At 49.1% G+C, this 14151-nt stretch carries 9 protein-coding genes; 7 read left to right on the forward strand and 2 right to left on the reverse strand.

What is annotated here, in order from left to right; all coding sequences use genetic code 11:
* Positions 1–95 precede the first annotated feature (95 nt).
* From thrS to Q0577_RS08760, 6 genes are all read left to right on the forward strand, one after another.
* Positions 96–2036 (forward strand): threonine--tRNA ligase, encoded by a 1941-nt coding sequence (thrS, locus tag Q0577_RS08735; RefSeq protein ID WP_298734946.1) that lies wholly within the window; start codon positions 96–98, stop codon positions 2034–2036.
* 98 nt (positions 2037–2134) lie between these two features.
* On the forward strand, positions 2135–2812 hold the full coding sequence (gene infC / locus Q0577_RS08740; RefSeq protein ID WP_298734949.1) for a translation initiation factor IF-3: 678 nt from the start codon (positions 2135–2137) through the stop codon (positions 2810–2812).
* A 277-nt stretch (positions 2813–3089) separates the two neighbouring features.
* On the forward strand, positions 3090–3587 hold the full coding sequence (locus tag Q0577_RS08745; protein WP_298734952.1) for a hypothetical protein: 498 nt from the start codon (positions 3090–3092) through the stop codon (positions 3585–3587).
* A 470-nt stretch (positions 3588–4057) separates the two neighbouring features.
* Entirely contained in the window at positions 4058–5086 is a 1029-nt protein-coding gene (locus Q0577_RS08750) for a fatty acid desaturase (protein WP_298734954.1), read from the forward strand.
* A 132-nt stretch (positions 5087–5218) separates the two neighbouring features.
* Positions 5219–5443 (forward strand): DUF2905 domain-containing protein, encoded by a 225-nt coding sequence (locus tag Q0577_RS08755; protein ID WP_298734957.1) that lies wholly within the window; start codon positions 5219–5221, stop codon positions 5441–5443.
* 57 nt (positions 5444–5500) lie between these two features.
* Positions 5501–6478, forward strand: a complete 978-nt coding sequence (locus Q0577_RS08760) for a cation diffusion facilitator family transporter (protein ID WP_298734960.1) — start codon at positions 5501–5503, stop codon at positions 6476–6478.
* A gap of 131 nt (positions 6479–6609) precedes the next feature.
* On the opposite strand, the gene Q0577_RS08765 is transcribed toward Q0577_RS08760, so the two are convergent.
* Positions 6610–7824, reverse strand: a complete 1215-nt coding sequence (locus Q0577_RS08765) for a serine hydrolase domain-containing protein (protein WP_298734962.1) — start codon at positions 7822–7824, stop codon at positions 6610–6612.
* A gap of 213 nt (positions 7825–8037) precedes the next feature.
* Between Q0577_RS08765 and serA the strand changes: the two genes are divergently transcribed.
* The gene (gene serA / locus Q0577_RS08770) at positions 8038–9273 is read left to right on the forward strand and encodes a phosphoglycerate dehydrogenase (protein WP_298734963.1); all 1236 of its coding nucleotides are present in this window, start codon (positions 8038–8040) and stop codon (positions 9271–9273) included.
* A 436-nt stretch (positions 9274–9709) separates the two neighbouring features.
* On the opposite strand, the gene Q0577_RS08775 is transcribed toward serA, so the two are convergent.
* Positions 9710–14104: a gliding motility-associated C-terminal domain-containing protein gene (locus Q0577_RS08775; protein WP_298734965.1), complete on the reverse strand. Its 4395-nt coding sequence runs from the start codon at positions 14102–14104 to the stop codon at positions 9710–9712.
* Between the last annotated feature and the right edge of the window lie 47 nt (positions 14105–14151).

A 14151-nucleotide genomic window follows, 5' to 3' on the forward strand; every position in this document is an offset into this window, starting at 1 on the left:
CTGCGATGATGATGCAAGGAAAAATGTTTATCTTCGCAAGCATTTTATTTAAGCTAACAGCTAAAAGCTAACAGCCAATAGCTATTTGAACCAATATGATCAACATTACATTTCCGGATGGCGCAGTCCGTCAGTACGAACCAGGGATCACCGCATTAGACATTGCCAAGTCCATCAGTGAAGGACTGGCACGTAAAGTTTTAGCAGCAAAAGTAAACGGGCAGGTAATAGACGCCACCCGTCCCATAACGACAGACGCTACGCTGCAGCTGCTTACCTGGACCGATACAGATGGTAAAGCAACCATGTGGCACTCTTCCGCCCACCTGATGGCAGAGGCCCTGGAAGCCCTGTACCCCGGCGTAAAGTTTGGTATTGGCCCTGCCATTGAGAATGGCTTCTATTACGATGTAGACCTCGGCGGACAGGCCATCTCCGAAGAAGACCTGAAGAAGCTGGAAGCTAAAATGGCTGAACTGGCCAAACAGAATAATACTTATCAGCGGAAGGAAGTAAGCAAGGCAGAAGCCCTGCAGTACTTCACCGGCAAAGACGATCAATACAAACTGGAGCTGATCAACGATCTCCAGGATGGCACCATCACATTCTATACCCAGGGCGGCTTTACAGACCTCTGCCGCGGCCCGCATATTCCCAGCACCGGTTTTATCAAGGCTGTAAAACTAACCAGCATTGCCGGCGCTTACTGGCGCGGTAACGAGAAAAATAAGATGCTGACCCGCATCTATGGCATTACTTTCCCCACCCAGAAAGAGCTGGATGAGTACCTGGCCCTGGTGGAAGAAGCCAAGAAGCGCGATCACCGCAAACTGGGTAAGGAACTGGAGCTGTTCACCTTCTCCGAAAGAGTAGGTTTAGGACTGCCTTTATGGTTGCCCAAAGGCGCGCAGCTGCGGGAGCGCCTGCAACAGTTCCTGCAGAAAGCCCAGATAGAGAGCGGCTACCTGCCCGTGGTAACCCCGCATATCGGCAACAAAAACCTGTATATCACCTCCGGGCACTACGAGAAATACGGAAAGGACAGTTTTCAACCCATCCATACGCCGGAAGAAGGAGAGGAGTTCATGCTCAAACCCATGAACTGCCCCCATCACTGCGAAATCTACCGTTCATCGCCCAAGTCTTATAAAGACCTGCCGGTACGCTTTGCCGAATTCGGTACCGTATACCGCTATGAGCAGCATGGTGAACTGCACGGCCTTACCCGTGTACGCGGCTTTACGCAGGATGACGCACACCTGTTCTGCCGTCCTGACCAGGTAAAAGAAGAATTCATCAAGGTAATAGACCTGGTGCTGTACGTGTTCAGAAGCCTGAGCTTTACAGAATATACCGCCCAGATCTCGCTGCGCGACAAGGAAGACCGGAGCAAATACATCGGGTCTGAAGAGAACTGGAACCTGGCAGAGCAGGCTATAATCGAGTCTGCCCGGGAAAAAGGCCTGAATACCGTGATTGAATACGGGGAGGCGGCTTTCTATGGCCCCAAACTCGACTTCATGGTAAAAGATGCGCTGGGCCGTAAATGGCAGCTCGGCACCATCCAGGTAGACTACAACCTGCCCGAGCGCTTTGAGCTGGAATACATCGGCGCTGACAACCAGAAGCACCGCCCGGTAATGATACACCGTGCGCCCTTCGGCTCCCTGGAGAGGTTTATTGCCGTACTGATTGAGCACTGCGCGGGTAAATTTCCCCTCTGGCTCACACCTACCCAGGTAAAAGTGCTGCCGATCAGCGACAAAAGCCTGGTATATGCAGAAAAAATAGCCGAATTGTTAAAAAATGCGGAAATTCGCGCGGAGATCGATGACCGTAACGAGAAGATAGGCAAGAAGATACGGGAGGCGGAACTTGCCAAAGTACCCTATATGCTGGTACTGGGCGAGAAAGAAGCCACCGAGGAAGTAGTAGCCGTAAGAAGGCAGTCAAAAGGGGATCTGGGGACCATGCACCTGGATCAGTTCATCGGCTTATTGAATGATGAAGTAGCAAACCGGAAACCTTTTGAATAGAAACATTTGAATAATTTCTTTTCAGGTATATTTATTGATAGTGAATAACCTTAAATTTGTAATACCTGGACAATTATTAATTAATTTTTACTTTTTTAATGCAACAATCACCCAGACCAAATTTTAACCGCGGGAGAAACCCGAACTTTCGTAGGGAACAACAGCAAGAGCATCGTACCAATAGAATGATACGTGTACCGGAAGTAAGGCTAGTAGGAGAAAATGTTGAAGTAGGCGTTTACAGAACAGAAGAAGCCCTGCATATGGCTGAACAGCAGGGACTGGATCTGGTAGAAATATCCCCCAATGCCACTCCGCCAGTATGTCGCATCATCGACTATAATAAATTCCTTTACGAGAAGAAGAAGAAGGAGAAGGAAATGAAAGCCAAGGCGCATAAAAGCGAGGTAAAAGAGATCCGCTTTACGCCCAATACCGACGATCATGACTTCGACTTCAAAGCTAAACATGCCGAAAAATTTCTGAGAGACGGCAATAAGGTGAAAACATACGTGCAGTTCAAAGGCCGCGCCATTATGTTCAAGGAGCGCGGAGAGCTGATACTGCTGAAGTTCGCCGAACGCCTGGCCGAAGTTGGCGCCCTGGAAGGGATGCCCACCATGGAAGGTAAACGCATGATTGCCATCTTCGCTCCCAAAGCAGCCAAGAAGAAGGAGGGAGGCAGCAAGGAAGGCGGTAACAAGGAACCCAGGGAACCCAGGGAGCAACAGCCGCCCCAGGCTCAGCCCGCCTCCAGGCCCGAAGGTAACGCATAATCTCCCGGTTATAATATATAATTAATATACTAAGCCGTCCTGATCATTCAGGACGGCTTTTATCTTTATACATATTTTCCTTTTGAATAAATTAATAATATATATTATTAGATATTTTGTACATTTGTTATGTCGCACAGAAAGCTTGGTATGGTACCACCAGCATGTTATGAGAACAGACCGGGAGGATAAGAACCAAAATCTTTTTACACAGTAATAAAGTGTCCCATCAAAATAGCCCTGTATCCGGGATTACTAACTTATTAAACCATTCAGTATGCGAGTTTATCTTAAGCATGTACATTCGCTTTTGTTCGTTTGCACTATGGCATCCTTACTGTTTTCCTGTAAAGGAGTGACGGAGGAGGAGTATCTCAGGAACACCTTTTACCAGAAAGAGGAGCAATTAAAGCAACTGAACCAACTCATTGATTCGCTGGTCATACCTCAGCTCAACCCTGATGAATACAGCAGTTATATTGTGGTAGATTGCAAAACAGCGCCTTCCATCAGGAACAACAGCGTATGCAATCCGCTTATAGCCGGGAAGATGAGGGAACTGGCCATCAGCTCCATTAACCTGGAGAAAGGTACCTGCGCATCAGCCAACAACTATAGCCTGTACATTTACAAGGTGAACGCAAAGTATGGTAACTACTCAAAGTTCTATTTCTATCACGACATATGCGACAAATGGAAAGAAGCTAAAACCGGTAAAGACTTTGTTTACGTACCTTTTGAAGACCATTGGTCTGTGTACGTAGGACGAAACTGATAATAGATAAAGGCTGATAACTATCCTGATAATTGCACCGTCCGGGAACAGGCTTCCCGGCGGTTTTTTTATTTTGGGAGCGCTTTGTTTAATTCAATAATATTTCTAGTTTTGACGGTAGTAAAAACATTTTCAGTAAGATACTTTGTTCAAGTAACCCAGCTTTTTCCTATACCATGAAAACGTTAATGATCACTTGTTATGTTGAACATATGTTCTTCCTCCGGAGTTCCGGGTGCCGGTCAGAAAGCACAACATCAGCGCCGTTAAATACACCCAGGTTCAGTACAATTGCAGCGGCTGGTACACACTTACAAGCATGTGATTAGGCCACAATAACAATCACACAGAAGCGTTATATAATAAACTGTTACAACTGTTTATATTCAACTTGTCTTTCCTCTGGTTTTAACAAATATTAACTATTCCTAAATTGTATTTTTGATTTTATTATTCCTATCTTGCTTTATATGCGAACTACTACAACTGATTTTGTACACTCGGCTCAGCCGGAGCCGCATCGTATCAGAACGAAAGAGATTTTAAAACAACATCCTGGTATCCGTAACCTGATCGGTAAAAATCCAAAGACATTTTGGGCGATCCTCGGTCTCGTATCATTCCAGATTGTGATGGCATGGCTGGTAAGGGATCAGTCATGGTGGATTGTACTGGGGGCTGCATACCTCCTGGGGGCTTTTGCGGATCATGCCTTGTTCGTGATGATCCACGAATGTGCCCATAAACTGCTTTTCAAGAAACCAGCGGCAAACCGCCTGGCCGGCATCCTGGCCAACGTACCCCAGGTGATGCCCAGTTCGGTTTCCTTCGAGCGCTACCATATTAAGCATCACTCTTTCCAGGGAGTTCATGAGCTGGATGCCGACCTGCCTAACCGCTGGGAGGCAAAGCTGATCAATAATTATTTCATCGGCAAAGTGATCTGGTTGCTGTTCTACCCGCTATTCCAGGTGTTCCGCATATCCAGGCTGAAAGAGATCAAACCTTTTGACGGCTGGATAGCCCTGAACTGGCTGGTGCAGATCGCTTTTGTAACTGCTATCACTTTACTGTGGGGACCTAAAGCCATTGGCTTCCTGGTAGCCAGCTTCTTCTTCTCTGTGGGATTACACCCCCTGGGCGCCCGCTGGATCCAGGAGCATTATCTTACCCATGGCGAACAGGAAACCTACAGCTACTACGGTGTGCTGAACAATGTAGCTTTCAACGTGGGTTACCACAACGAGCACCATGATTTTCCTTCCATTCCCTGGAACAAACTGCCGCAGATCAGGAATGAGGCTTCTTCTTTTTACAATACACTGTACTACCATACTTCCTGGACCAAACTATTCTTCCGCTTCCTGTTTGACAAAGAGATCTCACTCTTCTCCAGGATCGTAAGAAGCAACAGGGGTAAAGTACAGCTGACAGATGAATCCAAACCAGACGTTGAGCTGATCAAAGAAAGCTCCGCCACAAAGGAGGCCGTTGGATAACTACGATTGTAGAAAATTCCAAATACCAATATCCAAATTCCAGATAAGAGGGCTTATTGAAACAACCATCCTGTTTGGAATTTGGACTTTAAATTTGGAATTTGGAATTAGGAATTTGTTATTTTACCCCTGATGAAAGATGCAGGAAAAATACTTATCATCCTCGGCATACTGTCGGTTATTGCGGGCCTGGTACTACGCTACGCGGGCGACAAGCTGAAATGGCTGGGCCGCCTGCCGGGCGACATCCGCATACAGCGCGATAATTTCAGTTTTTTTGCGCCCGTTACCACCATGTTGCTGATCAGCATAGTCTTAAGCCTTGTGCTGTATCTCATAGGAAAATTCTTCAAATAATAGGCCTTCACGGTTCCCTTCTTTTTTCCTTTTTTTGCAGGAACAACACCAAAACCATTGCTTAGAAGAGAATTTCGCATCATCCTGCTTTCCCTGCTCGTCAGCGTTATACTGACTGCCGCAAAATTTACGGCCTATTTTCTCACGCATTCTGTAGCCATTCTGTCTGACGCACTGGAGTCTATTATCAATGTAGTTGCCGGCGCTTTTGCTTCCTACAGCATTTACCTGGCGGGCAAGCCGAGAGACGAAAACCATCCCTACGGCCATGGCAAAATAGAGTTCTTTTCTATTGGTTTTGAAGGCGCGATGATCTTTATTGCCGGTTGCCTCATTCTCTTTAAGGCAGTACAGTATTTCCTTGGCGCTGCCGTTCTGCACGGCCTTTCACACGGTATCTGGCTGATCAGCGCCGCCGCATTGGCAAACCTGCTGCTGGGCCAGTACCTGGTGCGTACCGGGCGGAAACTGTCATCCATTACCCTTTCGGGCAACGGTCAGCATATTATGACGGATGTGTACAGCAGCGTTGGACTGATAGCAGCATTGGCGGTCATCAGTTTTACCGGCTGGACCTGGGTAGATCCTGCCGTTTCTGTCATAATGGGACTAATGATCCTGCGGAAGGGGTACCAGCTGCTGCGCCGCTCCATCTCCGGCCTGATGGACGAGACGGATATAAAGATGATAGACCGGGTGACGGGCATCCTCAACGCGAACAGGAGAGCTGCCTGGATAGACGTGCACAATATGCGTGTACAGCAATACGGCAACAACTATCACATTGACTGCCATCTTACCCTGCCTTACTACCTGCAGCTGAGCCAGGCACATGAAGAGCTGAAGGCAATGGAAACATTGGTGAACAGTGAAATACCTGCCGGTGAAGTGGAGTTCTTTATTCATACAGACCCCTGCCTGCCCATCTGCTGCCATTACTGCCAGCTGATGGAATGCCCGGTAAGAAGTGAAGCATTTACGGGAAAGATCACCTGGACACGTGAGAATGTACTGCCCAACAGAAAGCACGGGTGATTAGCATTCAAAAGTTTAAATTCCAAATTCCAAATACCAAATTTCAAATACCAGATTCCAGATTTCAAAGTCGCGGAGATCTCCGGGACAATCATTTGGAATTTGGAATCTGGTATTTGGAATTTCAAAAATTATTCCTCGTAATCATCGTCACCTTCGGCACTGCCGAGAATTCCCCTGATGGGTTTAATGGCCTGGTAAATGCCTCGGTCATATCTGTTGCCAAGGATAATAAGGGTGGTGGTATCCTGTACAAAGCGGTAGAACACGGTATTGTTGCCATGCCACCAGCCGTTATGGTAAACTATCTTTCCGCCTTCGGGGTAAACCATCAGGCGCCAGCCCAGCCCGTAATTGCGGATGCCCGGTTTTTCATTGCTGTAGGGTTTATAGGCCTCTTCCAGGGTTGATTCCTTGAACAGGTTGCCTGAATAAAGGGCCTGGTCCCATTTCAGCATATCCTGGGCGGTGCTGTAAATGCCTTTATCGCCCACCACACCGTCAAAATAGGTGTCTGGCTCGGCCTGTCCGTTATACTTGTGACTGATGGTCTGATGGGGGCGGGGAGTACTGGCGGGATCGTATACAAAAGAATTGGTCATGCCCAGCGGTTCAAAGAAGGTTTGCCGCATAAAATCAGCGTATTTCTTGTTGCTGATCTTTTCTATAATGGAAGCCAGCAGCATATAGTTGGTGTTACAGTACTGGAAATGCTTATCGGGCTGATGCTGAACGGGGGGCTTGTGTTGCACCATCATTCTTATCAGTTCGTCATTGGTCAGAAAACTTCCTTTATCACCCTTCCAGAGACTGTCGCAGAAATATAGGTAATTGGGCAGTCCGCTCCGGTGATTGAGCAGCATACGGATCGTAATTCCCATATAAGGAAAGTCCGGGAAATAGGTTTGTATCGTGTCCTCCAGGTTCAGCTGCCCGCGTTCCATCAGGTAGAGGATCCCCATGGCGGTAAAGGTCTTTGACACAGAGGCCAGCTGGAAAGAGGAGTTTTCGCCGATCAGCATCTTATTGCGGAAATCTTCCACGCCATGATACTGTTCAAAGATCACTACGCCTTTCTTAGCTACCAGTATGGCGCCGTTGAAGCCGGTCCTTAAAAGCCTGTGGGTAAAAAACGCAGACAACTCCTGTTGCTGCTGGTGAGTGCGGGGGGAATTCAATATCTCCGCTTTCTTCTTTTCACTCTCTGCTATTGTGTATAAAGTATCCTCTGTCTTTGTATGAAAGGAAGATCTATCGCGCGCGCTGTTGCTCTGGCAACCGGATATGGCATATATCGAAATGCCGGATATGGTTAAAATGCAGAAAAATGCTCTTAAACGCTTCATGGAAAATCTGACAACTGATATTTTTTGCTATTCTGCTAAATATATTTCAAAAACGCGGCAATGATCTACATATTTTTTGACAAAATCAAATTTGCCGGTGTACCTGTTTGATTATTGGTCTACTTCTGTTAGGTTTGTGCCTTGTTTCCCTGATACCCACAATTATTGAGCCAATTGTGAGCGCGCTATATACGCATACTAATATTCTAATATATGGAGCAGAAGTTGACAAGTTATCCGAAAGAAAAGATCAATATCCTCTTACTGGAGAATATCAGTGACGCAGCCGTAGCTGAATTTGTAGATGCCGGGTATGCCAATACCCGGAAGCTAACGGGCGCCCTGAGTGAGGAAGAGCTGATCAGTGAGATCAAGGATGTGCATCTGTTGGGTATACGGTCTAAAACACAGATCACCGCCAGGGTGCTGGCAGCTGCCAGGAAGCTGCAGGCCATTGGTTGTTTTTGTATAGGCACCAACCAGGTTGACCTGAAATCCGCCAAGGAGCACGGGATAGCTGTATTTAACGCACCTTATTCCAACACCAGGTCGGTTGCTGAACTGGTCATCGGGCTGTCTGTTATGCTGATACGCCGGATCCCGGATAAGAATAAAGCCGCCCATGAAGGCATCTGGATGAAAGAGGCCAAGGGAAGTTATGAGCTGAGAGGTAAAACGCTGGGCATTGTAGGCTATGGCAACATCGGCAGCCAGGTAAGCGTGCTGGCTGAAGCCATGGGGATGAACGTGATGTATTATGACATAGAGACCAAGCTGCCCCTGGGCAACGCAGTGCAACAGAAAACACTGGCAGAGCTGTTTTCCCAGGCAGATATCATCTCCCTGCACGTACCATCTACGCGTGCTACCCACAACATGATCAACCAGCAGACACTGAAGGATGTAAAGAAGGGCGCTATCTTCCTGAACTATGCACGTGGCGAAGTGGTAGACCTGGAAGCCCTGAAGGAAGCCCTGGAGAAAGGACAGCTGTCCGGCGCGGCTATAGATGTGTTCCCGGTGGAGCCGGAAAAGAACGGCGCAGCTTTCAAAACTCCTTTGCAAAACCTGCCCAATGTGATACTGACGCCGCACATCGGCGGAAGCACCGAAGAGGCCCAGCACAACATTGGACTGGACGTGAGCAGCAAAATGCTGAACTACCTTGAAAAGGGCGCCAGCTTTGGCTCACACACGGTTCCGGCACTGAGCGTCCCGGCTATCGAAAACACGCACAGGCTGCTGCATATTCATAAGAACGTGCCAGGGGTGCTTTCTGAGATCAACACAGCTTTGTCTGAAAAGAAGATCAACATCCTGGGGCAATACCTGAAAACAAATGAGCAGATCGGCTATGTGGTGCTGGATGTAGACAGCCAGTTGTCGCAGGAAGCTTTCGCAGCACTGAAGGAAGTGAAGCATACCATTAAAACACGCCTGCTGTACTGATCAGTATTACGGCGGCGCATAGAAAGCGGGTGTATCATGTATTCATGATGCACCCGTTTCTTTGCGGGTGAACCCCGCTACAGGTCTACCTGGCAATAAAGCATCGGCTATGACCTGTAGCGCTTTTTTAGGACTTATGGACTCGGATGTATAACCAGTATCAGGACTATTTTATTCACCTGTATAGCTATTTTAGGACTAGACAAACCCGCTACAGGACTATCCCAGATCAGGGATGTCCGGTAGATGTCCGGTATATGTCCCGTAGTTGAGAGGTAGATGTCCGGTATCTATATAGATACCAGTCATCTACCTTACATCAAGGGCGATCATACAAATGAACGAGCCTTCATGATACTTTCCTGATACAAATGGAAAGGGGCCTCCCACCATCTGGCAAGGGCCCCTTTGTTTATCTGGTAAACCTTAGTGGAGTTTATCTTAGTACATTCACAATACCGCTGAGGATGATCGGCGGTCCGTCTGCTTCCTTCCTGTAACTTACCCACCAGATGTAAGTACCTATATTGGCCTGCGGGCCGCCATGTAAAGAGCCATCCCATCCCTTCTTCGGATCTTCATCTGCATAGATCAGCTGACCCCAGCGGGTGTAAATGCGCAGCTGGTAGCCCAGCATTAGTCCACGGTATACCACAGGCCTGAAACGGTCATGGTTACCGTCTCCGTTGGGAGAGAAGGCATTGGCAAAAGTTGGTTTCGGATCGCATGGGATGTAGGTAACCTTTACTTCGTCTGAACTGCTGCCGCATTTGTTGGTTACTGTTACGCCATAGGTGCCTGGTTGGGACACGCTCAATGCCGGACCGGTAGAACCATCAGACCAGCGGGTGGTGCTGGTGATATCATTCCCATCGGCGCGCAGGCGAAGCGTTTCGCCATTACACAGGATAGTATCGTTACCCAGTGCAACCTGCGGAAGGCCGTCGCAATATACAGTGATCACCTGGCGAGCTTCGTTGGCGTTGCCACAATCGTCTGTAGCGGTCCAGATGCGGATAATGCGGAAGGCGCCGCAAACACCCGGGATATCTACCGGCTCCTGTATCTGCGTACGGCTGATCCTAACTGAACCGCAATTATCGGTGGCAGCAACATTGCTGGGCGGCGCGGGGATGGCATCGCAATTCACCTGTACATCCGCAGGGGGCGCAACAACAAACACAGGTCTGGTGGTATCCTGTACGGTGATGTTCTGCGTAACAGTACTACTGTTACCACAATCATCTGTGGCTATCCAGGTGCGGATTATGCGGTAGTTACAGTTGTTGCCGCCAATGTCCTGGCGCTGATCGCTGGAAGTGGCCGTGATAATGGTGCCGGTACAATATTCGGTAGCGGTAAGCGTAACAGCCGGTGGTACATTGCCACAGTCCACCGTTATATCAGCCGGCGCAGCGGTAGTGAATACCGGAGGCGTCAGCTCTTTTACTGTAATGGTCTGAACAAGCGTGGCGGTGTTGCCGCAGGGATCAGTAGCGGTCCAGGTACGCAGCAGCTGATAGTTGCTGGCGCATTCGCCGGCGATCGCCTGCCGGGTCTCTACCGGTGTGACAGACATCGTCCCATAGCAGGAATCTATTGCGTCCAATGTGATGGCGGCCGGTATAGCGTCGCAATTCACAGTAACATCCGCCGGTTTGGGCGTTATGAATATTGGCGCTGATTTATCAGAGATATTGATCGTTTGTGAAGCCGTTGTGCTGAACCCGCACTGGTCGGTAGCGGTCCAGGTACGTGTGAGCGTCTGATCGCAGCCATTCACGAGTGCGTGGTCTGCAAAGGTTACGGTCAGCGGCATGTTGGTATAGGGCAGATGGCTGAACTGCGGTGTTCCGAACAGTGTAGTATAGTCCTTGCCCAGGCTGCATGCTGCCGTAAGTGCAGGAGGTGTGAAGGTTACTACCGGTGGTTTGTCTACAATGGCCACCTGAAGAGACGCACAGGAAGTGGTACTGCAGGCCCCAGCACTTTCAGCGCGCACATAGTAAGTAGTGGTTTTGGAAAGGGTGGTAGTAATTGTTGCGCCGGATCCAATGCTGGTACCACCGCAGCTGCCTGCATACCATACCCAGTTGGCGCCGGTGCCAAGGCTGCCACCCTGTACGCTGAGCGTGACATCGCTGCCGGCACAAAGTTCCGGCCTGTCGGCAGTGATAGCAGTGGGGGCTACAGAAGCGTCTTCAACCACTACGGAGAAGGGCACATCTGCAGCACAGCCGGGGCCGCCGTTACTGATGTTTAAGATAAAATCATAGGTGCCTGCAGGCGTAGCGGCAGGGTAGGAGAACCTTAACGGAGAAGCAACCAGGGCGCTGTCTACCGTGGCGGTGAAGCCCGGCATCACGTTGGTGGCTGCTGCTCTTACATTGAACAATGTCGGGTTATCGCTTACGGATGCATAGGGCAGGGAGATCACCGCATTGCCGTTACAGGACGGCGGGATGGCGTTCAGTACGATACCCGGTGCATTTTTCTTGCTGAGGATCACCGTGTCGGGAGTGCCTGTGCAGACAGCGTTGGAGATAGTCCAGGTGAGTATGACATCCTGGATACCGGTTACCGTTACCGTGGTGTTGGGCTGGGTGTCATCTGCAATCGTGGCGGTTCCCTGTTCCAGTGTCCAGCGGCCGTTTGCCCCCGCAGGTACGGTGTTGGCTGCCATCGTGAACACGTCGAGCGTGCCGCATTGGCGCTGATCGGGACCGGCCAGGCTGGAAATGGGCGCTGCTACATTTATCAGTACTACAGTATCTGTGCTTGTGCAGGCGGTATTCGCGGTTTTTTGAACCGACCATACCAATGTAACAGATTGCCCATCGCCAAGGCCATTTATAGGAGTCATAGGATCGTCGTCTGTTCCGATAACGGCGCCGTTCGCAGGACCTGCAATGCTCCATTTACCGGTTTCGCCGGCTGCCAGTACGGCTGCCATGATGAAATCTCCATTGTTACACTGCCGGATGGTATCGGCACCGGCGTTGGCAACGGGTATATCATTCACAAGCACATCTTTCGTGGCGGTTACCACGCACATACCGTTGGTGACGGTTGCGGCATAGGTACTTGTGCCCGGTGTTGCCGGTGTATGTGTAATCTCGGTAGAAATGTCGCCGGTGGGTGTCCATTGTACATCATATAAACCAAGCGCCGAAGGTATAGAGAGTGTTACTTCCTCGCCCAGGCATATATTGGAAGGACCGGAAACGCTGTCCAGTTCAGGCTTTTCATCAACCACTACTATGGCTGCTCCGGTACGGGAACAGGTACGTTCGGCGCCATATTCCTTATAACCCGTAACAGCATAGATCGTAGTCTCTGTTGGCCATACATGCACCTCTTCTGCAATGGTATCCAGCGGAAGATCCCAGACGTATTCATCAAAGCCGCCCTCCGCCTTTAGTATGGCCGTATCGCCTATACAGATCTCGTTATCCGGTACCTCTACCTTAGGATTGGGCAATAAGGTCACTCTTATAGGTTTGGACGGCGCTGCGCAACCTTCTGTATTACCATCCTCATAGATCTGCAGCCGGAAATAAATGACTGTAGGCACTACCGGATCGCCTTCCAGCAGCAGAGCGCCTTCCACGAAACTCAATACAGAAGTAGCCGTGCCGGTTACACCATCACCATCACCGGAAATAGTGGTCCATTTTGCACCGTCAAGACTGTATTGCCAGAAATAATGCGGTTTGGTAAAATAACCGGAAGGCGTATAAGCGGAAGTCAGGTTGGTAGGAGAACCGGCGCACATGGTATAGGCGCCGCCTTCCTGGTCTGTCTGACCATCAAAGAATGAATAAATGAAAGGCGTACAATAGGCAAAGTAAATATCGTCTATCGCGATATTGTTTCCGCAGCCGCCCGAAGCATTGTTCTTAATCTGTACGATCACACGGTTTACGCCGGGACTGGTCTTGAAACTGAACTCCATTTGTTGCCAGCCGTTATTGCTAAGGGTAGCCTGGAAGGGCACAGAAAGATCGTTGGAGTTAAAACTGGCCAATACGGAAGCACCTACGGAATCCAGGATCTCAAAAGTAACACCCGGGTTGCTGTAATTGCCGCCGCAACCATTATTATCAAAGTAAGCCTGACTATCGATGTTCTTTAACCACGCGCCAAATTTGTAGATCGCGCCTTTACATAAACCCGTTACTTCCCTGCGGTAAAAAATGTTGGGCGCGGCGTCTGCATTAATGATCATCATAGCGCCATCAGTGTTCCTGGTGTGATCGCCGGTGACTACCCAGTCGGGGTTTAACCCGCTGGTGGTGCTCTGGATGCAATATTCGTTAGGGTTAAGTGGACCGCTTGTATTTGCTGTAAATTCAGTAGTGCCTCTTGTAGGAGATAATTCCAGCGGAACTGCAGTAACGCCGAAATCTTCCTCGAAGCCAGCTAATGTTTTGGATGTATTAACGCCTTTACAATCAGACATGGGGCATGCGGAGGCTCGGACGAAAGCCGGCCCTGCTGTTTGCGGACCGGATGGGGTATTCATCGTGGCAGACACCGAGTAATTGCCGTCTCTGAGAAATTCGATGACTATGGAAGGATTTCCGGCAAGTACCGAATTGATACTGCCGTATAGGACTCTATAGTCTACTCCTTCAATACCCGGGGTAATGGTGTACTGGATGTCGGTGACTGTTTCACCGGTTACACCGGCGTTCACAGTTGCGTAACGCTCGTTATCCTTTACCGTTGTACAAACTATTTTGGGCGCATTGATATACGACTGCGCCAATACGGTTCCAGTACTCACAAAAGCCATGATCAGGCATAGGAAGGCTGATAATCTTGTCACTTGTCTGAAGTATTACGAAAAACAAATAATTATTTCGGTCAGAGAGT

It is taken from the genome of uncultured Chitinophaga sp., assembly GCF_937898475.1.
GTDB lineage: Bacteria > Bacteroidota > Bacteroidia > Chitinophagales > Chitinophagaceae > Chitinophaga.